The sequence below is a fragment of the Aerococcus viridans genome, assembly GCF_002083135.2.
Taxonomy (GTDB): Bacteria; Bacillota; Bacilli; order Lactobacillales; family Aerococcaceae; genus Aerococcus; species Aerococcus viridans_C.
On record NZ_NBTM02000001.1, the window covers coordinates 1,941,598 to 1,965,279 of the forward strand.

Sequence of the window (23,682 nt, forward strand, 5' to 3'; positions counted from 1 at the left end):
CTCTTTGAAGCTCATTTACATATTAATAAATACTAAATAACGTATTCGCGATATTTGAAATTATTTACCAACACTATTTGTAAAAGAACCAATTTCCTTGTGTACTCACCATTTGACTTTATATGATTAAGAGATATCCTCATGATCAAGATCAGTTTCTTGGTCATTAATTTCTTTACGGGCAAAGTGGTCTGTTTGGTTAAAAGCTTCTAGGTGGTATAAACCATCTTGATATCTAACCACGGACACACTAGCATTATCTAGCATTGAATCAATTTTAAATTGTGGGATTAATTCGTGGATCATATTACGGATAGTCATCCCGTGACTCACAATTAGAATCGTTTGATCAGTTTCTCTGTGTTTAGTGATCACGTCGATCAAACCTAATTCCACGCGCATCCAAAATTCCATAAAGTTTTCCGCATCATGGTATGGATCCATTTCTTTGAAGGCATTCAATTCTAAGCGCACACTTTCATCTGAAGTTGCGCCAGTATAGGAACCATCTTTACCAGTAACAATCTCTGTTACTTTGTCCCATAAACCTCTTGCATCTAATCCTTCAAAAGAACCAAAGAAGACTTCTCTAAACTCTGGACGTTTCTCAATTTCAATATCTTTAGCAGTTGCCTTATTTTCGTCTAGAATAAGTTCTGCTGTTTTTACCGTACGTTGTAAATCACTGGTATATACTGCTGAAAATTCTACATCGGCCAATCCACGACCACTGCTACGTACATCTTCTTCTCCGCGTGGCGTTAGTGGCGCATCAGCCCACCCTTGCATACGTCCATAATAGTTTAGATACGTTTCTCCATGACGCATGAAGTAAATCGTCACACCTTTTGACATGAATAAATTCCTCCTCAAATTACACTACTCTTGGTCTTATTGTACCATTTCTATAGGCATGAAGTAATTTTTTTAACTGGGCGACTTGGTCTTCCAGTTTAACCCCTACATCGGTTTGGCGCACTTGTAATCGTTCTAGCTCTTTATCGATAATTCGACGTGTAGATACGATATCTGTTTCATGTTCCACTGCATCCTCAATACTAGAGAATGGCTGGTGGCTCACTAATAACATACCAAACGAATTATATAGTAAGGTATAACCTGCTAGGCCTGTGGTTGGTTGATAAGCTTTTGAAAAACCGCCGTCAATCACTAAGAGTTTACCGTCCGCTTTAACTGGGTCTTCACCCTTACGCTCTTTTACCGGTGTATGACCGTTTACAATGTGCCCTCGATCTGGATGAATACCAAACTCGCTTAAAATCAATTCAGCACACTCTTTGTCATCACGTAAACTATAGTAAATATTTTTTGGCTCATGATGTGTTTCAGCATCCTCAATATAGTAACGCTCAAACGTCGTCATCTTGGTCTTTCCAAATAGCGACGACCCTTCCCCTTGCCAGATATACCACATGTAATCCAAATCAGGGTTTTCGTCTTCATTTGGTCCTTGAGCCGCAAAAGCTTGACGCATAGACTTCTCAAATTGATCCAACAATTCCCGTCCTGCATATGAACGGCCGTGAATTTCAACCGCCTTAAATGACATATCTTCATTCATCGGAATACAACCGTGATATAACAGGTTTTCATTGTAGACTTTATACAATGACCCCTTACTATATAGGTAGGCAATATGCTTTTGCAGACGGTCAGAGTTTAAGAAACCAGCTTGCAATTTAGCCATCACAAACTCTTCATCCTCGGTTAGTTTGAACGGATCTGCCGGGTCTACCGTAGGGAACGTCGTATTCTTCAAGTCATATTCCTTCCCACCAACGAGTACAGTCCCTTTTTCCAAGTCTAATTTATCAAGGAATAGGCGGTTGTCGGTTTGGAATTCAGGGTGGCGTTTAATGACTTGCGCTTCTAATTTAAATTGAATAATCGTGATTGCCTGCTGCATCTTGGCAATTTGTTTTACTTCTTCTGGAAAATGGTCTACCGTTTCGTCAATCTTAGGCATGAATTCTGCGATAGAGTCATCCGGGTATGTAGCCTCCGCGAATGCCACCAAGGGTCTCAGTGAAATACCATAGCCATCCTCGATGATTTCTAAGTTGTCATAACGGGCACAAATCCGTAATACGTTGGCGATCAAGACGCGTGACCCTGAAGCAGCCCCCATCCAAATGGCGTCATGGTTCCCCCATTGGATATCGATGGATTTCTGAGTAGCCAACAAGTCGATAATTTTATCAGGTGACGGCCCACGGTCATAGATGTCCCCTAAAACGTGTAAATGATCGACAACAAGTTCTTGCATCAATTCAGACAAGGCTTCAATTAAACGGTTTGCTGCCCCTAATTCGATTACATTTTGAATGATGTTCCAATAATAAGACCCCTTGTTGGTCAAGACAGAATCCTTAAATAGCAACTCCTCAAGAATGTAAGACATGTCTTTTGGCATAGCTTTACGAACCTTTGAACGAGTGTATTTAGACACAACAAATTGTCCTAACTCCACCATTCTAGAAATTGTTAACGTATAGAATTCATGCTCTTCCTCTACATCTGTAATATCCGCTAACACACGGTCTAGCTTCTCTTCAGGATAGTAGACAAGGGTTGCCAACTGGTTCATTTCATTCGTAGATAACCTGTTTTGGAATACTTCACGGATCTTTTCTTTAATATTCCCCGACCCATTCCGTAACACGTGTGCAACAGCATCGTACTCGCCATGGAGGTCACTAATAAAATGTTCTGTGGCTTTTGGTAATTCCATAATCGCTTCTAGATTAATGATTTCAGTTGTTACTGAGGCAATATCGGGAAATTGCTCAGATAATAATAACAAATAACGTTCATTGTAGTCCATCACTACTTCACTCACTTTCTTTCAACCATCATACCATGTTTCGTAGAATATAAAAATTGCAATATTTCTATTTCTAACAAAGTCATGAGTATTTTTCAAAAATTGACTATTTAAGTACTTCTCACTTCCGTTTTTATAATTATATTAAATCATCTATAAACTTGCTATCGTTAAATAGTAACAAAATAGCAAAAAAGCATACCCATAAACTTTGCAGTTTTTAACATAGGTATGCTTCCTGATTAAATTTTCAATGCTCGTTGCGCTTCTCGTTTCATATCTTTCTCTTTCAAAGCACGACGTTTGTCATATTTTTTCTTACCTTCGGCTACACCTAATAGGACTTTTGCGTAACCGCGTTTAATATAGACTTTTAGTGGCACTAGGGTATGACCTTCCCTTTGTGTCTCTTTTTGTAACTTACTAATTTCAGCCTTCTTCAATAAAAGTTTACGTGGACGTAGTGGGTCATGGTTAAACATGTTCCCCTGCTCAAACTCGGAAATATGGACATTGTACATCCAGACTTCTCCGCGGTCGATTCTTGCGAACCCATCTTTTAAATTCAAGCGTGATTGGCGGACAGATTTAATTTCAGTCCCCGTTAGGACTACGCCACACTCGATTGTATCTAAAATCGTAAAATCATGATTGGCTTTTCGATTACGTGCAACGACGTTATCGTCATTTTTCTGCACTTTCTTGCCTTTTGCCATTTAATCACCTTCTAACTGTTCAAATCTTTTATTTGCGTTTACTTTGACGAATGACAAAGCTTCGTTTTTGATTTGATTTTTTGCTCTTACTATTGGTATTTTGCTTATTATTTTGCCCTTGACCGCTAGCTTTTCCGTTCTGTGGCTTGCTAGCGGACTTTTTACTCTTTTGAACTGGTTTACCTGTGTGCTTGTTCTTATTCCCATTATGGGACTTGCTAGCACCAGATTGGTCAATTCGGCGGTTGCCACCATTTGACTCTTTATCTTGTTGACGTCTACGGCTTCTATTGTTGCCTTTACGGCCCTTATTGCCACGGCCACCTTTACGGTTCTCTTGACGCTGTAAACTAGTTGATTCACTGTTATCTTCACGCTCCACAATGACAAAATCGATGTCACGTGTATCTGTGTTAACATCCATCACTTTAACAGTCACTCTGTCCCCAATACGGTAAGTTTTACCAGTATGCTCCCCAATCATTACTAAGTGGCTAGCTACAAAGTTGTAGTAATCGTCTTTTAGCATAGAAATATGGACTAAACCTTCAACTGTATTTGATAATTCAACGAATAAACCAAAACCAGTAACCGACGAAATGATTCCTTCAAATTCCATCCCGATTTTATCCAGCATAAATTCTGTTTTCTTCAAGCTATCCGTTTCACGTTCAGCATCCACACTACGACGTTCCATCTTGGAAGAATGTTCTGCGATATCAGATAATTTCATCTTCATCTTCTCTTGTTTGTCTGCATTTGGACGTGCATGACTTTCATAGAAGTGAATTAAACGGTGAACAATCAAGTCTGGGTAACGACGGATTGGGGATGTGAAGTGGGTGTAATCTTCAGCTGCCAAACCATAATGGCCGATTGGTTCAATATCGTATTTTGCTTGTTTCATCGAACGCAGTAACATCATGGATACAACCGGTTGGAAAGTCTCGCCTTCAACCTCGCGCAAGACATTTTGAATATCTTTTGGACGGATAGAAGATTTTGTCCCTTGTGGCACAATACCAAAGGCCGTCACAAATTCTAGGAAACGTTGCATCCTATCTTCATCCGGTTGCTCATGGACACGGTAGATGAATGGCAATACTTTCCTTGTGAAATGGCCAGCAACTGTCTCGTTGGCTGATAACATGAACGATTCAATCATCCGCTCCCCAACGCCACGATCAAGCATTTCAATCGCTGTGGGATGACCTTCACCGTCAACTATAATTTTCGCTTCACGAGAATCAAAGTCAATGGCACCACGGCTAACACGTTTATTGTATAAAATCTCATGTAAGGCAGCCATATTTTCCAACATATCAGTGATTTCACTGTATTTTTCCCGTAATGCTGGATCATTATCTGTGATAATGGCATTCACATCTGAATAAGTCATTCGGTAATCTGAGTGGATAATTGACGGATGAATATCATAATCAACAATACCGCCGTTATGGTCAATTTCCATGATAGCTGTCATTGTTAAACGGTCCACATCTGGATGTAATGAACATATACCATTAGATAAACGTTGCGGTAACATTGGGACTACCCGGTCTGTTAGATAAACTGACGTCCCGCGTTCATAGGCTTCTTTATCCATAGCTGAATCTTCTGTCACATAATAAGACACGTCAGCAATATGAACGCCTAATTGAAAGTTCCCGTTTGACAATTTACTTAATGAGATGGCATCATCCAAGTCTTTTGCATCTGCTCCATCAATTGTAATAGTTAACAGGTCACGATGGTCCTTACGTCCTTTTAAGTCATCATTTGAGATGGTTTCAGGCACTTCATTGGCATGATCTAAAACTTCATTAGGGAATTCATGCGGAATTTCAAACATGTTTAAAATGGCGAGGATATCTACACCTGGCTCGTTTTTATGACCGATTTGTTGGATGACGTTACCCACTACTGCAAATGGGTGTTGGTCATCTGGATAATCCACTAATTCGACAACAACGATTTCACCTTCTACTGGATGTAATCCGTCTGGTCTTACCAAGGCGGTTAAGTTGTCTAAACCATGGTTTTGGGGTTTCACGCTACCGATAAAACCTGTTGACGCTTTATCATTATCGTTAAAGGGCGTAAACTCACCTGTAAGACGTGTCGTATGGCGCACTAATACTTCAGCGATTTCACCTTCAGCTGACTTATCATTGGCAGGATGAGCTTCTCTGGTGATTTTTACCCGCACTTCGTCATTTTGCAAAGCACCATTGGTTTTGCCTTTACCGATGAAAATGTCTTTTTCAAGTTCATCAGTTTTGACGAAACCAAATCCACGTGCATTCTGGGTAAATACCCCTGTATAAGTGGTTTTGTCTTGTTTGATACTTAAAGTGCCGTTACTTGTAATGGCAATGTCACCAGCTTGCTCTAATTTAGCGAGGGTTTTCACCAAATCGGCAAAATCGTCTGCTTGGTCATAAGACAAGGCTTGGCTTAAAGTTTGTGCTGTGTAATTTTCTTCTGAACTCGCCAACTCGGCAAGGATTTCTTTTTTCATATAATTAATTTTTCTACTCACTATTTCACTCCCAATTTAGGTTGGTTAAATATTCTAATACTGTGTCTTCAAATTCGTGGTGGTATTTACCGACCGTGATCACATGCCTTGCTGAAATAAAGGTATTTAGATGAACGGGTGCAGTGGTAATGGCATCTGCAAACTGCTCACCAGCGGTTGGGTCAACTAGTTCATCTTGACCAGAGGCTGCGATGTAGAATGGCACTTTCAGTTCATCTAGTCGTGCGCTCAAATCACGGTTCATGGCATGTACACCAGTAAGGGTTGTATGTAATTGCTGGGCTAATTTGTCGTCCGACTGGTTAATTTCTGCTTCGCTCTTACCAGCATATTCTTGGACTTTTCGGGCATAGGTCATAAAGGATGTTGGTACATTGGAATCAGTAATAGCTTGATTTGTGACAACAGGTGTATTAAATACGCCCCCACCAATTGCCGGATTATTTAAAATCACTGAGGTAGCCACTGTCCCACCTAATGACAAGCCAAAAACTGCAATCTGCTTATAGCCTTTTTCAACCATAAAATCGTAGGCATCTTGACCGTCTTGTAGCCATGCAGCTGGATTGCCTTCCTTAATTAAATCGAATACGTTCATAGTGCCATGTCCTGTTAAATGAGGTGCATAAACAGTGTAACCTTCACGATTTAACCGACGTCCTAACATCCGCACGTCGTTCGAAGTACCTGTAAAGGCGTGGAAAAGAATTACTGCCCTTTCATCACCTTCAAAAAAAAATGGTTCTGGTAATTTTGCTTGCATGCATATCCACTCTCAATCTTAATATATTATCATCCTTTATACATAATGACTTCGCTATTCCATTGTAAGTTTTATTCGCTTTTAAATCAATTAATTGCATTGTCATCAGCAAACGAAAGGCATAAAAATAGCGGTCCCCTAGCAGAACCGCCCAAATGTTATGAAGATAAGTTTGCTAATAGTAAGGCAATCACCATAAAGGCTACACCTAAGATGATTGTAAATCGATTTAAAACAGCTTCAAATCCGCGTGCTTTTTTCTTTTTACCAAACATTGCATCGCCACCACCAGTTAAGTTACTTGCACTGTTTCCTTTAGAAGGTTGTGCAACAACTACTAGAATTAGTAAAAAGGCGATAATAATTAGAATGGTTAATAATATATTATACAAAAGATACCCCTCCGTTTTATTGTCCTAGTTATTCTACCATAAGTATGGTTGACATACAATTGTGGACAAAGAAAAAAGGCGACCGAAGTCACCTTTTCTATTTGATTATTCGCCTTGGTTTGCACGCATTTCTTTATATAATTCAACTTCATTTGGTGAACAGTATACAAAGTGGTTTGGTGCGATTTCAACCATTGATTCGTCACCTTTGAAAGGTTCATGGTTGTAAGTAATACGTTGGCGGTTGCGTTCGTAGATTGGATCTGGCAAAGGAATTGCAGATAAAAGACTCTTCGTATAAGGGTGTAGACCGTGGTAATACAATTCGTCAGCATCAGCAAGTTCCACTATTTTACCCATATACATTACGGCAATACGGTCAGAAATGTATTTCACCATTGAAAGGTCATGGGCGATGAATAGGAATGTTAAGCCAAAGTCCTTTTGTAATTCTTCAAGCAAGTTAACTACTTGGGCTTGAATCGATACGTCAAGGGCTGAAATTGGCTCATCCGCTACAATCATTTTTGGTGCCACTGCAAGTGCACGTGCAATCCCGATACGTTGACGTTGTCCACCAGAGAACTCATGTGGGTAACGGGTAGCATGCTGTGGGTTTAACCCAACTTGCTCTAGTAAATCAGCGACTTTCGCTTTACGTTCAGTTTTTGTCTTCACTAAACCGTGAATTTCTAGACCTTCAGCAATAATGTCTTCAACCTTCATACGAGGGTTTAAAGATGCGTACGGATCTTGGAAAATCATTTGGATGTCTTTACGGAAGTCTAACATATCACGACGGTTTTTTAATGAAGCAATATCTTTGTCTTCAAAGATGATTTCACCTGAAGTTGGTTGGTATAAACGCATAACAGCACGTCCGGTAGTTGTTTTACCAGAACCAGACTCACCAACTAAACCAAATGTTTCACCTTTGAAAATGTCAAAAGAGATATCGTCAATGGCGCGTACTTCACCTTTTGAGCCTTCATTGAAGTATTGTTTTAAATTTCTAACTTTTAAAATTGGTTCTTGCTCATTAGCCAATTGCGTCATCTCCTTCCATATCTACTCCACCTGTAGCAACCACACCTTCAATATCAGCTGATGTAACCACTTCAGTATGCTCATCTAAATCTACGCGAGGTGCACCATCGTTGTAGCCTTCTGGCACGATACCTTTTGATAGGCTTTCGTAGATTTTGTGACGACGTTGAATTTCAGCTGGCGCTTCTACTGCTGGTGCATCTGGGTGTAATAGCCAAGTTGCAGCGGCATGTGTTGGCGATACTTGGAACAACGGTGGTTCTTCCTCGTAATCAATTTCCATCGCGTATTCAGAACGTAAGGCAAAGGCGTCACCTTTTGGCGGGTCCAATAAGTCTGGTGGTGTACCTGGGATTGAAACCAATTTACCTGCAGTATCTAATGTTGGCATTGAACCGATTAGCCCCCATGTATAAGGATGTTGTGGGTTAAAGAAGATTTCGTCAACATCACCGTATTCAACGATTTTACCAGCGTACATAACGGCAACACGGTCAGCAACGTTTGCAACAACACCCAAGTCATGAGTGATGAAAATGATTGATGTATCAATTTTATCTTGTAATTCTTTCATTAATTCAAGAATCTGTGCTTGGATGGTTACATCTAAGGCCGTTGTTGGCTCATCCGCAATTAAGACACGTGGGTTACATGCCAAGGCAATCGCAATAACGATACGTTGACGTTGTCCACCTGAGAATTGGTGTGGATAATGGTCCATACGTTCGTGTGCTTTTGGAATACCTACTAATTCTAGTAATTCTTCCGCTCTTGCATAGGCTTCTTTTTTAGATTTATTTTGGTGTAAGATAATTGGTTCAGCAATTTGCTTACCAATTTTCATTGTAGGGTTTAATGAAGTCATCGGATCTTGGAAGATCATAGCGATATCTTTACCACGAATACCCTGCATCTCTTTTTCAGATTTCTTCAATAAGTCTTCGCCGTTAAAAAGGATTTGGCCACCTTTAACATCAGCGTTATTGGCTAATAAACGCATTACGGTACGAACAGTTACAGATTTACCTGAACCAGACTCACCTACGATTGCTAACGTTTCCCCATGTTTCAAGTCAAAGTTCACTTTACGAATGGCTTGAACATCACCAGAATACGTTTTGAAATTAATTTCTAAGTCTTTTACTTCTAAAATGTTTTCTGTTTTATTACTCAATTCTGCTCAACTCCTTAATCATTCGTTTTTGGATCTAGAGCATCACGCAAACCATTTGCTAACATGTTGAATGCAATCATGACGATACAGATTACACCCGCTGGGTACCACATTAAATGAGGCAAGAATCTAAATGTCTTGTATCCATCATTGATTAATGTACCTAGAGAAGCATTTGGTGCTGGAATACCTAAACCGATGAAACTCAAGAACGCTTCGAAGAAAATCGCAGACGGAATTGAGAATACTGTTTGGATAATAATAATACCTGACAGGTTAGGTAAGATGTGACGGAAAGAAATTTTCCATGCAGATTCACCTAAAGAGCGGGCAGCCAAGATGTACTCTTGGTTTTTAATTTTCATTGTTTGCGCACGAATTACACGAGCCATTGAAATCCACTCTGTAATTGCTAATGCAATGATGATTGACATGATACCTGGTTGTAATACTAATAACATTAGGATTACGATAACCAAGTTCGGTACACCTGATAGGATTTCTAAGAAACGCATCATAATGTTGTCAATACGACCACCATTCCAACCTGAAATAATACCGTAAGGTACACCGATTACTAAGTTGAATAAGGCAGCCATCATACCGATAAATAGCGATACACGTGTACCGTATAAGACACGTGATAATAAGTCACGTCCTAAAGCGTCAGTACCTAAGTAGTAGTAAACGCCCTCTGGTACATTATTGGTAGCGTATTGGTCAATAGCTGTTCCGGCTACTTCTGATTTACCATCAAACCAAGCAAAGTTTTCCAATCCAGGAATCTTTGGTGGTAGGTTAGCAAAGGCTACGTTTTGCGCATTTGGATCTGCAGGTGCAATCACTGGCGCCAAAATAGCAAGAATGACGATAATGATCAATACCACTAGGGACACAATCGCTACTTTATTTTTCTTTAAACGACGCCAAGAATCTTGAAGGAAGTTCAATGACTCTCCAGCAATTTGCTCACGTTCAGCGACGTGGTCATGTTGCGTAGCTGGGCGGAATTTGTCAGCTGCAATTGATTTATATGATTGATTGTTTTCAGCCATCTTATTCCCCTCCTTCATTACTTACACGAATACGTGGGTCTACGATACCGTATAACACATCTACAATTAATAACATTGACACTAACATGAATGAGTATAGAATTGTGATACCCATGATTGTTGGATAGTCATTTGTTTGGATTGATTTAACGAATTGCTCACCAATACCAGGAATTGCGTAAATGTTTTCTACTACCATTGAACCTGTCATCAAGGAAACAGTTAATGGCCCTAACAATGTTAATAGAGGAATTAAGGCATTACGTACACCATGTTTGAAAGCTACGGCTGTTTTGCTCAAACCTTTCGCACGCGCTAATTCAATATAGTCTGAATTCAAAACGTCGACCATTTCGGTACGGATGAAACGACTTGAATCGGCTAATGGCGAAATGGCCAATGCTAATGTCGGTAAGACTGTTGCTACAAATGAACCGTTCCATAAAGCGATTGGGAACCACCCTAGTTGTACGGCAAATACTAGTTGTAGTAATACCGCGAAAACGAAGTTAGGAATTGAACGCCCCAAGATAGCTACGAATGTAGCAGTAGAGTCAATCCAAGTATTCTTGTACATAGCTGAAATAACACCTAGTATGATACCAAATGATGTACCGAACAAGATTGCTTGACCACCCAATTGTAATGACGGTCCAATACGGCTACTTAATAATTCAGTAACTGGTGTATTTGAGAATTGGAAAGATACACCTAAATCACCTGTAAAAATACCTAACATGTAACGTGCGTATTGAACGATCACTGGATCATTCAAACCATAACGTTCGTTCATAATAATGATTTGTTCCGCAGATAACCGGTCCTCATTTTGGAAAGGTGTACCTGGAAGCAGTTTCATTAAGAAAAATGTAATTGTTGCAATTAGAAATATTGTTAAGAACATATAAAATACTCTTCGAAGTAGATATTTGTAATACGATTTCAAATTGCTTCACCTCCTATATTGTGTTAAATTATTGACATATCTGAAAGGATTTGATCTATCAATGATTTATAAACGTTGGAAAAGCATCCTTTTGCTTTTTGCCACGATACCGTTCATTATATCAATTTTTTTGCAAGAGGGTATCACTTTATTTTACTTGAGCAATAGCTACTTTTACTTGTCAGCGCCTTTTTTAATCCTTGGTTTATTCGGATTAATCTTTAAAGACGGGACTTTTGACCTGTTTCAGTACAGCTGGCGTAAGTGGAAATCAAGTGTTTTCTCACAAAATAATTCAAAAAATGATGATGACTCAGAAAGAAATGTACAAACTTTGTCCCAATCAATTGGCAACTGGTACATCGGCTTTCTAAAAATTGGTGGCAGCTTATTAGCAATAAGTTTAATCTTCCTAATCGCCTATTACATTATATAGAATTACCCGGGGTGGACCAAATTATCCGCCCTTTTTTTGACATGTTATTCTAGTTATCATTGCGATGAAACATAACTTCCCTAATCATGTTAATTTTCTTACCTAACTTCTAGTAAGCAAAACTCTATCAACCCACCTTCAATTTGGTTTTAATCTGCGATTAAGGCCCTTTTTATTACCCATTTAGTACTATCAGGTCTTACAAGCTTAACGCGCCTTAAAACGCAAATAAATCCATTTGGTGACATATCTAGAATTATTTATATTCTAGTCAATCTCTTAGAAATATTCACCAAAAGCAGTACAAATTCTAACACAATTATCATTTAGCGTCAACATTACTCACATATCATAATAAAAACAACCCGCCAAGGCTTGGCAGGTTGTTTCAATAAGTTTCAAATATCAGCTCAAATTACTCTGCTGCTGTTTTTGAAGCCCATTTGAATGAAGTCGATGCACCAACTTGGTGGTGAACAACGCCTTCAACTGTTGGTTGCTCTAAGTAAGCACCGTAACGTTGGTACAATGGTGCGATACCAGCTTCTTCTAAGATTAAAGACTCAGCTGCGACTAAATCGCTCCAACGTTTATCTAAGTCTTCAGTTTCATCTGAAGCTGATTGAATTAGCGCATCGTACTCTTCGTTTGAGTAACCAGAGTTGTTGTTGTTTCCATCGGTTACGAATAATTCTAAGTAGTTAATTGGGTCAGAATAATCAGCACCCCAACCTGAGATTTGTAAATCGTAGTCTTGACTGTTATTAGCTGCTACACGGTTCTTGAATGGAACTGATACAATTTGAACTTGTAAACCTGGTAGGTTTGTTTGTAATTGTCCTTGGATATATTCAGCTGAACGTTTCGCATTTTCTGTATCATCTACTAATAATTCAAGTGTAATTGAGTCAGTACCTAACTCCTCTAAACCAGCATTGAAAGCTTCTTGAGCAGCTTCTACATCATAGTCAACAAATCCTGTACCTTCAGTTGAATCTTCTCGGAAGTCAACATCTGTTGATGGGTTACTTGCTAATCCTTCTGGTACTAAATAGTCAGCAGGTAGTGAGCCATTTTGTAACACTTGGTCTGCAAATGATTGTTTATCAATCGCTTGTGAGATACCACGACGAATATTTGTATTTGCTAATGGTGTCTCTTCACCGTTACGTTCTTGGTTCATCTTAATAAAGAATACTGATGATTCAGGTGAGTTATCCATGTTTGGATCACCCTCACGAGCAGCCACATATTCACCCGAAACTGTTGTATAGTCAATTTCCCCAGAATCGAATAGGTTTAGTGCTGTTGAAGTTTCTTTTAATACTTGGTATTTAATTGTATCTAACTGAACATTATCTGCATCCCAATAGCTATCATTTTTCACTAATGACCAGTTCAAGTTTGTACCATCCCAATCAGATAAGGCAAATGGTCCATTATATAAAACTGTATCTGAGTTAGTTGCATAGCTATCACCTTGTTCTTCCACATATTTTTGGTTAAGTGGGTAGAATGGTGCCATTGATAGTAAACCTTCCAAATATGGCACGGGTTTCGCATATGTTACTTCTAATGTTTTTTCATCAACTGCAACAGCACCTAATTCTGAAGGTTCCATTTCGCCAGCGATGATTTCAGTTGCATTTTGGATGATACCGTCCGCTAAGTATGAGTATGGCGCTGCTGTATCAGGATCAACTAAACGTTGCCATGCATATACAAAGTCATTAGCTGTTACAGGGTCCCCATTTGACCATGTAGCATCTTCTTTAATTTTGTATCTGTATACAGAACCGTCTTCAGAAATTTCCGGTTCGCCGTCTAATACACCAGCTTCATATTCACCTTCAGCGTTTTGACGGTATAAACCTTCATTAACGTTGTTCATCATATCAAATGAAACTGTATCTGTTACCATTGTTGTATCCATTGTTGGTAATTCAGAAGTTGTCGTCCAGTTCAATACTTGTTCGCTTTCGCCTGAACCATTTGAACCTGAATTGTCACTACTATTACCACAGGCTGCTAGTACTAAACCTGATAAACCAATCACTGCAAGTGATTTAAATAAACTTTTTCTTTCCATAAGAACATCCTCCATATTTAAGCAAATTGCTTAATTAGATATTTATTACAACATGGAGATAATTTACTAGATTTTGAATACGTTGTCAATCTTTTCTTCTCATTATTTTCATAAAATATTCATAATCCACTCATAAATAAAGACAACCGTTGATATCTTATCAACGGTTGTCTTGTCACTTGTTCAATTATTGTATTTATTCTGCATTGTTTAAAGTGGCTGTACGTAAATCAAATTCGTTACCAACAGATCGGAAAGTAATGCCTTCTAAGTTAGGATTTCTTAATTGTGTTTCTACTTCTTGGTATAAAGGAATCCAAGCTGCATCTTCAGTTAATACTTCTTGAGCGGCAACAAAATTTTCCCAACGTGCTACAGGATCATTGGCATTTTCACCTTTAGCGGCTGTAATTTCTGCATCATAAGCTTCATTTGAGTAGTCACCACGATTGTATGGCCCATCAGTTTCAAATAATTCAAAGAAGTTAATACCATCCGCAAAGTCAGCAGCCCAACCTGTAATAACTAGGTCGTAATCACGTGCTTCTTCCTGGCTTAAACGGTTTTTCTTAGGTACATTTTGTAATGTTAGAGTGACGCCTGGTAAGTTATTTGCAATTTGTCCTTGAATATATTCAGCAGTTGTTTTACTTTTCTCGTCATCATCACCTAGTAAATTCAGTGTTAACGTTTCAACACCTAATTCATCTTGTGCTAATGTCCATAATCTTGTTGCTTCTTCTGGATCGTATTTATCTTCACTTGCAACTTCCGTAACAAAGTCTTCTTCTGTTTCTGGGTTAAAGATAAAGTTTTCTGGTACAAATGTAGATACGGGGTTTGAACCATCACCGATAACATTAGTTGCTAATTCTTCATTGTTGATTGCATAGTCGATAGCTTCACGAAGGTTTTTGTTTTGGAATACTTCGTTATTATAGTTAAAGGATACCCAGTAGTTTCTAGCTTTAGCTTGTTGTACAGCATCTTCATGGTTTAGATATTGCTTAGCTAACTCACCTGTTAATAGTGAGTTGTCAACATCGCCAGCTTCAAATAGGTTGACGTTAGTTGAAACTTCTTTGACAACTTGAACATCTACTTCATCAATGGCAATATCATCAGCATTGTAATAGTCGTCATTCTTCACTAATGACCAAGTTAAACCTGTACCATCCCAATCAATCATTGTAAATGGACCTGAGAAAACAAGATTTTCTGAATCAGTACCGTATGCATCCCCTGCTTCTTCAACGAAGGCTTGATTTTGAGGGTATAATGGTGTGAAGGCTAATAGGTTTTCAATATATGGAATTGGTGTTTCTAAACGAATTTCAATTGTGTAATCGTCTAATGCTTCTACCCCTAATTCTTCAACTGCTTGCTCACCGCTTAAAACACCTTCTGCATTCTCAAATCCTGCTAATAAGTATGAGTATGGTGCTGCCGTATCTGGATTAGCTAATCGTTGAATAGCATATACGAAATCGTGTGCTGTAATTGGATCGCCATTTGACCAAGTCGCATCTTCACGCATTTTAATCGTGTAAGTTAACCCATCATCAGAAACCTCAGGCAATGATTCAGCTAAGGCTGGCTGGATTTCATTTACATCACTTTCCCAGTATAAGCCGTCTTGAACATGTCCAATATAGTTGGCACTGTTCATGTCTGTTACTAATACTGAGTCCATCGTAGCAATTTCAGTTGGTGCTACGTAATTAACTACTGCACTCGCTTGCCCATCTGCTGCTTCGGTATTCCCCCCATTACTGCCACAAGCAGCTAATAAAGTCGCAGTTGCTAGCGTAACCAAAAAACTTTTTTTTATTTTCATTGAAATCTCCCACTTCTAACATATTTTTAATATAAATATCATTTTATCTCATTATTTTATTATGTCAATGGTATCAAGCTATAATATTTATCAGAAAAAACAATCGTGCCCGAATTTCTAAAATTTTATGCAACATTACATGCGCAGTTTTCACTTAAGTTGAAGTTGATGGAGGCAAAAAAAGCACAGATACCGAAGTACCTGCGCTAGGATGTTAACTGTCTGAATATTCGAAAGTGTCATGGAGACTAAATCGGTGCAAGCAATTGCCCTAATTTAAGAGAAATTATTTGTTTTCAAATCTGTTACTATAGCCAAAAGAGGAATATACCCTCGAAAATAGCGATAGTTAATGAAACTAGCCAAATTATTATAATAAAAACAAAAAAGACTCCAAATATTAAAAGTAACCACATAAAGGTTTTCTTATAGAAATTAACAAAGCTATGGTATTTAACTTTTAAATTATCATCAAGACTTACTATTATCACAGGAATAAAACAAATTGCTAATAGCCAGAATAGAATAGCTCCAATTCCAGTGAGAATGTTAGAAATTAAATCTACTATAAACATAATTACTCCTCCCAAATATTCATCCTTTATTTTACACAAAAATTATGATTTTAATAATAGTTTGCCAATTCTGAATTTTTGAACTGCATTATGTATACCGAATAAAACAAAAAATGTGGACTAGACCCGTACATAATTACGGAAAAATTATTTATATGAAACTTTATTCGAACTAATGAATTTCTACCATCAGAGAAACTTATCAATTTCTTGCTAGAAAAATCATAAACGCTATTAAAAAATACACCATGAATATCCTCACTATTAATTACGCTCCTAAAAATCCTTTTTAAATTTTAAAATCGATAACTTATGTAAATTGGTGTAATTAATATAAGTTTCTTGCTTGAAATCTCTGTTTGCTTTTATGATCATATAATTCTTATTTTTAATCATAAAATTAGTAGCTAAATTCGATTGAATCAACTACTCTATTCCTTTTTCAAAGTAAGAAATTAATTTGCCATAAATTTTATACAATATTTCACAAACTTAAGCATTAAAAGCAAGCTTATCGTATTTTGTACTGTTCAGTCCTATCACTGTATCTAACACATCTAAGTACATTACTAATTGATTCCAGATACTTTTATTCGTAACCTCAAAATTATCACCATTGAAATGATAATAATTCCTTTTATTCATATTAGTTTGTTCTTTAAGTCAGCTTCATTTGCAGTCATTTGATTTCTCTGTGTCTCCTCATATCTTCTTAACACTCTCTTTTGAAATTCCTTCTAAACCCTTATTAATTTTATCTTTAGTGTCTTCAATCTTCTGTAGAAAGTTCTTGTAATCGGTATTGATTCAATTTATTTGATACTTCCAGTTGTACCTTAGTTAAAATATTTTTTTCAAATTCACCTGATATTGTTACTATAGTATTATTCCTTTTTTGAATTTTGCTATTTTTTAGTTTTGAATTGTATCCTATTTCAAAATTGTTTTGATGTAAACCTGCACTGTAATACTTTTTCTGCATTGAAACTATCATACACTTAACATGTAGCATCTATAAATCTTCTAATTTGGTTATTTTTGAACGTTCAATAAATGTGTCTGTTTCCATAAAAAAATTGTTTCCATAAAAAAATACCCCTTATTAGTAAATAAGGGGTAAAAGTACTAACTGTCTGAATATTCGAAAGTGTCATGGAGACTTAAATAGGTGCAAGCAATTGCCCTAATTTAAGAGAAATTATTTGTTTTCTAAGTTGTAGAAAGCGTTTAGACCTTGGTACTCAGCTAAATCGCCTAATTCATCTTCGATACGTAATAATTGGTTGTATTTCGCCATACGGTCAGTACGTGATAATGAACCAGTTTTGATTTGACCAGCATTAGTTGCAACAGCGATATCAGAGATTGTTGAATCTTCTGTTTCACCTGAACGGTGAGATACTACAGCTGTATAGTTAGCGCGTTTAGCCATTTCAATAGCGTTGAAAGTTTCAGTTAAAGTACCGATTTGGTTAACTTTAATTAAGATTGAGTTACCAACGTGGTTAGTAATACCGCGTTCTAAAATTTCAGTGTTTGTTACGAATAAGTCGTCACCGACTAATTGTACTTTTTCACCTAATTTTTCAGTTAATAATGCCCAACCGTCCCAGTCATTTTCATCCATACCATCTTCGATAGTAATGATTGGGTATTTAGCAACTAATTCTTCTAGGAATGCTACTTGTTCTTCAGCGTTACGTTTAGCTCCACCTTCACCTTCGAATTTAGCGTAGTTGTAAACGCCATCTTCGTAGAATTCTGAAGAAGCACAGTCGAAACCTAAGAATATGTCTTCACCTGGTTTGTAACCAGCTGCTTCGATTGCTTGGATGATAGTTTCAACAGCATCTTCTGTACCGTCAAAACGAGGAGCGAATCCACCTTCATCACCAACAGCAGTTTCTAAACCACGGCCAGATAAGATTTTTTTCAATGCGTGGAAAGTTTCAGCACCCCAACGTAAAGCTTCTTTAAATGAAGAAGCGCCAGCTGGAATAATCATGAATTCTTGGAAAGCGATTGGTGCATCTGAGTGAGAACCACCGTTTACAATGTTCATCATTGGTGTTGGTAATACTTTAGCGTTGAAACCACCTAAGTAGTTGTATAATGGGATGTTTAATTCATCAGCAGCAGCACGGGCAGCAGCGATTGAAACAGCCAAGATAGCGTTAGCACCTAAGTTACCTTTGTTAGCTGTACCATCTAATTCGATCATGGCAGCGTCAATACCGATTTGATCAGTTACGTCAAGTCCGATAATTGCATCAGCGATAGCGTTATTCACGTTGTTTACAGCGTTTTGAACACCTTTACCTAAGTAACGTTCTTTGTCTCCGTCACGTAATTCAACGGCTTCATGTTCACCAGTTGAAGCTCCAGAAGGAACGATTCCTCGACCAAAACCTCCAGCTTCAGTGTAAACTTCAGCTTCTACAGTTGGGTTACCACGTGAGTCCAAGACTTCGCGTGCATAAATATCAGTAATTGCAGACATAATTTCTCTCCTTTAAATTCAAAATAATTTTTAAATTTGTTACATTCATATTATACCATACCCACCAATTGGTAGGTACGGATATTCATTGTTTAGTGCTTAATTAAAGTTTCACCAGTCATTTCAGCTGGTTGGTCAACGTTCAATAAATCTAACATTGTTGGCGCAACATCGGCTAAACGACCATCAGTGCGTAATTCAATACCTTTTTCAGTGACAATTAATGGCACTGGTACTGTCGTATGCGCTGTATTTGGTGAACCATCTTCATTTAATTCTGTATCCGCGTTTCCGTGGTCAGCAAAGATGATGGCTTTACCGTCTTTAGCTAATAAGGCATCCACAACACGACCTAAACATTCATCAACAGCTTCAATCGCTTTGATAGTAGGCTCTAACATACCAGAGTGACCTACCATGTCTGGGTTAGCAAAGTTTAAGATAATCGCATCTTGGCGGTCATTTTCAATCTCATCAACTAATGCGTCTGTTACTTCGTAAGCAGACATTTCAGGTTTCAAGTCGTAAGTCGCTACTTTAGGTGAATTAATCAAAATACGTTTTTCGCCTTCAAACTCGTCATTTGCCCCACCATTCATGAAGAATGTAACGTGAGGGTATTTTTCAGTTTCAGCGATACGTAATTGATTTAAGCCGTTATCTGATAACACTTGGCCAAGAACATTTTTCAAGGCGATTGGTTTAAAAGCAATATCAGCTGGAATTGTATCTTTGTATTTAGTCATTGATACAAATTTAACGTTTGTTGGTACATTCCCACGATCGAAGTTATCCCATTCAGTTGCTGTTACAGCGTCTGAAAGTTGAATAGCACGGTCAGGACGGAAGTTAGCAAAAATGATAGCATCATTATCGGCAACTTGGCCTACTGGGTTGCCGTTAGCATCAACAATTACTGTTGGCTCAACGAATTCATCAGTAACGTCTTTACCGTAGTTAGCATTTACAACTTCAATTGCATTTTCGCCAGTTTCGCCTTTACCGTTAAAGATAACATCATATGCTTTTTGTACACGATCCCAACGGTTATCACGGTCCATTGCATAGTAACGTCCAGAAATTGAAGCGATTTGACCTAAGTTTTCTTCGGCCATTACTTTTTCAAGTGATTCAATATAACCTGGCGCTGCATGTGGATCCACGTCACGTCCATCTAAGAAAGCGTGTAGGTATAATTTTTCAACACCTTTAGCTTTAGCATCTTTAATCAATGCTTCGATATGACGTAAGTGGCTGTGTACCCCACCATCAGATAATAATCCGAAGATGTGTAAAGCCGAATGGTTGTCAGCTACATGAGTGTAAGCACCGTTTAATGCTTCGTTCTCAGCAAATTCACCATCTTCAATAGCTTTATCGATTCGAGTTAGGCTTTGGTATACAATACGGCCAGCACCAATATTTGTATGGCCAACTTCAGAGTTACCCATTTGTCCATCAGGTAGCCCAACGTCTAACCCAGAAGCTTTCATTGTAGCATGTGGAAATTCATTCCAGTAACGGTCAAAGTTTGGCTTGTTTGCTTGTGCTACAGCATTACCATATGATTCTTCTCTCCAACCGAATCCATCTAAGATAATAATAGCTACGGGTGATTTAGACATGTGTTATTTACCTCCATTTAATAATGCGATGTAAGAAGTAACATCAAGACTAGCTCCTCCTACGAGCGCACCGTCAACGTCCTCTTTTTCAAGCAATTCAGCAATGTTAGCTGGTTTTACAGAACCACCGTATAAAATACGTGTTTGGTCTGCTGCTTCTTTACCAGCGATTTCAAATAATAAATCGCGGATGTGTGCTGACATGTCTTGTGCATCATCAGCAGAAGCTGTTTTACCAGTACCGATTGCCCAGATTGGCTCATAAGCGATTACGGCTTGTGCAATTTGATCAGCAGTTAAACCTTCAAGAGCAGCACGGATTTGTCCACTAACCCACTCTTTTTCTTGGCCAGCTTCACGAGTTTCTAAGGTCTCACCACAACAAATGATTGGTGTCATGTTGTGACTAAAGATACTTGCTGCTTTTTTACGTACATCTTCATCAGTTTCACCAAATAATTCACGACGTTCTGAGTGACCGATGATAACATAAGGTACGCCTAATGCTTCTAAAGCTAGCGGAGAAATTTCGCCTGTGAAGGCACCGTCATCTTCAAAGTGTACATTTTGTGCACCAATTTGGATGTCAGTCCCTGCTACTTCTTCGATTAATTTTTCAATGTAGATTGCTGGTGGTGCGATTAACGATTCAGCATCCGTTTGTGGGAAACCTTCTTTAAGTGCAGCAACGAATTCGTGGGCTTCAGTAGCTGTTTTATTCATTTTCCAGTTACCAGCGATTAATGTCTTACGCATATATTAAAAACTCCTTTACGAAAAGTTTTACTCAATTTATTTACGAAAATTATTTGTTCGCGATTGCAGCGATACCAGGTAATTCTTTACCTTCTAAGAATTCTAATGATGCCCCACCACCGGTAGAAATGTGTGAGAATTTGTCAGCTAAACCTAATTGGTAAGCAGCTGCAGCTGAGTCCCCACCACCGATGATAGTTGTAGCATCAGTTAAGTTAGCGATAGCTTCACCAACACCGTTAGTACCTTTTGCGAAACTTGGCATTTCAAATACACCCATTGGGCCATTCCAAACAACAGTTTTCGCGTCTGCAACTTGTGCTGCGTAGTACTCAACAGTCTTAGGACCTACGTCAAGTGATTGCCAGTCAGATGGAATGCCATCAACATCAACAACATCAGTGTTAGCGTCGTTGTCAAAGGCGTCAGCTACAACAAAGTCAACTGGTAATACTAAACGGTCGCCTGCGCGTTCAATTAAGTCTTTAGCCAATGGAATTTTGTCTTCTTCAAGTAAAGAGCCACCAACTTCGTAGCCTTGAGCTTTCATGAATGTATAAGCCATACCACCACCGATTAAGACTTTGTCAGCCTTGTTTAGTAACGATTCGATTACTGAAATCTTGTCAGATACTTTCGCACCACCTAAGATTGCAACGAATGGACGTTTTGGTTCGTTAACAGCGTCGCCTAAGAATTGGATTTCTTTTTCCATTAAGAAACCGGCAACTGCTTCGATGTTGTTTGAGATACCGACGTTAGAAGCATGTTCACGGTGAGCAGTGCCGAATGCGTCATTAACAAATACGTCGCCTAATGAAGCCCAGTATTTACCTAATTCAGGATCGTTCTTGCTTTCTTTCTTACCATCTACATCTTCGAAACGAGTGTTTTCAAACATTAATACTTCGCCATCTTTAAGGTTAGCGATAGCATCTTCTAATTCTTGACCACGAGTTTGCGCTACGAAAGTAACTTCTTTACCTAATTTTTCAGATAAACGTTCTGCAACTGGGCGTAAAGATTTAGAAGCTTTGTCTTCTTCAGTTTTCACTTTACCAAGGTGAGAGAATAACACTAAACGGCCACCTTGCTCAAGAATATACTCAATAGTTGGTAATGCTTGAACGATACGGTTGTCATCAGTAATGTTAAGGTCTTTGTCCATTGGAACGTTAAAGTCAGCACGTTCTAAAACAACTTTACCTTTTAAATCGATGTCTTTTACAGTTTTCTTAGCCATTAAAATAGCACTCCTTATCTTAAGTTGTTAACCAATAAAAAAGGGCAGGAAGCGCGAAGCTTCCCGCCCAAATTCAACTGATTTTACTTTTAAACAATGAATTATTGTTTAGCAGCAAAGAATTCGATTAAACGTACGAATTGAGAAACGAAACCAGCTTCGTTGTCGTACCAAGCAACAGTTTTAACTAATTGGCCATCTTCAGATTCGATAACCTTAGTTTGAGTTGCGTCGAAGATTGAACCAGCTGGAACACCAACGATGTCAGAAGATACGATTTCATCAGTGTTGTATAAGAATGATGGGTTAGCGTATTTTTCCATAGCAGCGTTAACTTCTTCAACTGTAACTTTAGTGTTTAATGTTGAGTAGAACTCAGTCATTGAACCAGTAACGATAGGAATACGGATAGCAGTACCGTCAACTTTACCGTTAACTGAAGGAATAACGCGACCTACAGCTTTAGCTGCACCAGTAGATGCTGGAATAGCGTTTTCTGCAGCTGCACGACCGTTACGGAAGTTACCTTTTTTACCGTTAGGTGCATCTTGTAATGATTGTGTAGAAGTGTAAGCATGAATTGTTGACATTAAACCATGTTTGATACCAAATTCTTTTTCTAACACGTTAACTACAGGAGCTAAACAGTTAGTAGTACATGAAGCACCAGAGATAATTGTATCTTCAGCTTCGATTACGTCTTCGTTTACACCGTAAACAATTGTTTTAGTTTCAGCGTCAGCAGGAGCTGAGATGATAACTTTTTTAGCACCAGCGTTGATGTGTGCTTGAGATTTTTCTTTTGTAGCGTAGAAACCAGTACATTCTAGAACGATATCAACACCTAAGTCACCCCAAGGTAAATCGTTTGCGTCACGTTCAGAGTATACAGTGATTTCTTTACCATCGATTGAAATACCATTTTCAGTAGTTTCGATATCGTGGTTGAAAGTACCGTGAGCTGTATCATATTTTAATAGGTAAGCTAAGAATTCGTTGTCTGTTAAATCGTTGATTGCCACGATTTCTACATTTGATTCATTTTCTTCCCAGATACGACGTAAAGTTAAACGACCGATACGACCAAAACCGTTAATTGCTAATTTAATTGCCATACTACAAAATTCCTCCTTAATGGAAT

At 38.3% G+C, this 23,682-nt stretch carries 20 protein-coding genes; 1 reads left to right on the forward strand and 19 read right to left on the reverse strand.

Annotated elements, in window-relative coordinates; genetic code table 11:
- Window positions 1-126 precede the first annotated feature (126 nt).
- The 10 genes from A6J77_RS08985 to opp3b form a co-directional block, all read right to left on the reverse strand.
- Window positions 127-855: a histidine phosphatase family protein gene (locus tag A6J77_RS08985; RefSeq protein WP_083070143.1), complete on the reverse strand. Its 729-nt coding sequence runs from the start codon at window positions 853-855 to the stop codon at window positions 127-129.
- Window positions 856-874: 19 nt separating this feature from the next.
- Window positions 875-2,845, reverse strand: coding sequence for a fructose-1,6-bisphosphatase (locus tag A6J77_RS08990; RefSeq protein ID WP_083070301.1), 1,971 nt, complete (start codon window positions 2,843-2,845; stop codon window positions 875-877).
- A gap of 242 nt (window positions 2,846-3,087) precedes the next feature.
- Window positions 3,088-3,561, reverse strand: a complete 474-nt coding sequence (gene smpB / locus A6J77_RS08995) for an SsrA-binding protein SmpB (protein WP_083070144.1) — start codon at window positions 3,559-3,561, stop codon at window positions 3,088-3,090.
- 28 nt (window positions 3,562-3,589) lie between these two features.
- Window positions 3,590-6,103, reverse strand: a complete 2,514-nt coding sequence (rnr, locus tag A6J77_RS09000; protein WP_083070146.1) for a ribonuclease R — start codon at window positions 6,101-6,103, stop codon at window positions 3,590-3,592.
- A gap of 4 nt (window positions 6,104-6,107) precedes the next feature.
- Window positions 6,108-6,866, reverse strand: a complete 759-nt coding sequence (locus tag A6J77_RS09005) for an alpha/beta hydrolase (protein WP_083070147.1) — start codon at window positions 6,864-6,866, stop codon at window positions 6,108-6,110.
- A gap of 158 nt (window positions 6,867-7,024) precedes the next feature.
- On the reverse strand, window positions 7,025-7,258 hold the full coding sequence (gene secG, locus A6J77_RS09010) for a preprotein translocase subunit SecG (RefSeq protein WP_003143098.1): 234 nt from the start codon (window positions 7,256-7,258) through the stop codon (window positions 7,025-7,027).
- Between the two features lie 105 nt (window positions 7,259-7,363).
- Window positions 7,364-8,305 carry an ABC transporter ATP-binding protein gene (locus A6J77_RS09015; protein ID WP_107309486.1) on the reverse strand — a complete coding sequence of 314 codons (942 nt, stop codon included), beginning with the start codon at window positions 8,303-8,305 and terminating at the stop codon, window positions 7,364-7,366.
- Complete coding sequence (locus tag A6J77_RS09020) at window positions 8,298-9,479, reverse strand: ABC transporter ATP-binding protein (protein WP_083070149.1); 1,182 nt, start codon at window positions 9,477-9,479, stop codon at window positions 8,298-8,300. The genes A6J77_RS09015 and A6J77_RS09020 overlap by 8 nt, the downstream gene beginning before the upstream one ends.
- A gap of 14 nt (window positions 9,480-9,493) precedes the next feature.
- The gene (gene opp3C, locus A6J77_RS09025; protein ID WP_039935894.1) at window positions 9,494-10,534 is read right to left on the reverse strand and encodes an oligopeptide ABC transporter permease; all 1,041 of its coding nucleotides are present in this window, start codon (window positions 10,532-10,534) and stop codon (window positions 9,494-9,496) included.
- 1 nt (window position 10,535) lies between these two features.
- The gene (opp3b, locus tag A6J77_RS09030; protein WP_083070151.1) at window positions 10,536-11,480 is read right to left on the reverse strand and encodes an oligopeptide ABC transporter permease; all 945 of its coding nucleotides are present in this window, start codon (window positions 11,478-11,480) and stop codon (window positions 10,536-10,538) included.
- Window positions 11,481-11,541: 61 nt separating this feature from the next.
- On the opposite strand from opp3b, the gene A6J77_RS09035 reads away from it, so the two are divergent.
- A complete protein-coding gene (locus A6J77_RS09035) occupies window positions 11,542-11,916 on the forward strand; it encodes a DUF3899 domain-containing protein (RefSeq protein ID WP_083070152.1) in 375 nt (124 codons plus the stop codon).
- A 415-nt stretch (window positions 11,917-12,331) separates the two neighbouring features.
- On the opposite strand, the gene A6J77_RS09040 is transcribed toward A6J77_RS09035, so the two are convergent.
- From A6J77_RS09040 to gap, 9 genes are all read right to left on the reverse strand, one after another.
- Window positions 12,332-14,005, reverse strand: coding sequence for a peptide ABC transporter substrate-binding protein (locus A6J77_RS09040; protein ID WP_083070154.1), 1,674 nt, complete (start codon window positions 14,003-14,005; stop codon window positions 12,332-12,334).
- A gap of 196 nt (window positions 14,006-14,201) precedes the next feature.
- Complete coding sequence (locus tag A6J77_RS09045) at window positions 14,202-15,842, reverse strand: peptide ABC transporter substrate-binding protein (RefSeq protein WP_083070155.1); 1,641 nt, start codon at window positions 15,840-15,842, stop codon at window positions 14,202-14,204.
- Between the two features lie 308 nt (window positions 15,843-16,150).
- On the reverse strand, window positions 16,151-16,417 hold the full coding sequence (locus A6J77_RS09050; protein WP_083070157.1) for a hypothetical protein: 267 nt from the start codon (window positions 16,415-16,417) through the stop codon (window positions 16,151-16,153).
- Window positions 16,418-17,186: 769 nt separating this feature from the next.
- Window positions 17,187-17,429, reverse strand: coding sequence for a hypothetical protein (locus tag A6J77_RS09055; protein WP_083070159.1), 243 nt, complete (start codon window positions 17,427-17,429; stop codon window positions 17,187-17,189).
- A 186-nt stretch (window positions 17,430-17,615) separates the two neighbouring features.
- Window positions 17,616-18,917 (reverse strand): phosphopyruvate hydratase, encoded by a 1,302-nt coding sequence (eno, locus tag A6J77_RS09060; RefSeq protein ID WP_083070161.1) that lies wholly within the window; start codon window positions 18,915-18,917, stop codon window positions 17,616-17,618.
- A gap of 92 nt (window positions 18,918-19,009) precedes the next feature.
- Complete coding sequence (gene gpmI / locus A6J77_RS09065; protein WP_083070162.1) at window positions 19,010-20,542, reverse strand: 2,3-bisphosphoglycerate-independent phosphoglycerate mutase; 1,533 nt, start codon at window positions 20,540-20,542, stop codon at window positions 19,010-19,012.
- Between the two features lie 3 nt (window positions 20,543-20,545).
- Window positions 20,546-21,298, reverse strand: coding sequence for a triose-phosphate isomerase (gene tpiA, locus A6J77_RS09070; RefSeq protein ID WP_083070164.1), 753 nt, complete (start codon window positions 21,296-21,298; stop codon window positions 20,546-20,548).
- A 49-nt stretch (window positions 21,299-21,347) separates the two neighbouring features.
- Entirely contained in the window at window positions 21,348-22,541 is a 1,194-nt protein-coding gene (locus A6J77_RS09075) for a phosphoglycerate kinase (protein WP_083070165.1), read from the reverse strand.
- A gap of 101 nt (window positions 22,542-22,642) precedes the next feature.
- Window positions 22,643-23,656, reverse strand: a complete 1,014-nt coding sequence (gene gap, locus A6J77_RS09080) for a type I glyceraldehyde-3-phosphate dehydrogenase (protein ID WP_083070167.1) — start codon at window positions 23,654-23,656, stop codon at window positions 22,643-22,645.
- Window positions 23,657-23,682: the final 26 nt, after the last annotated feature.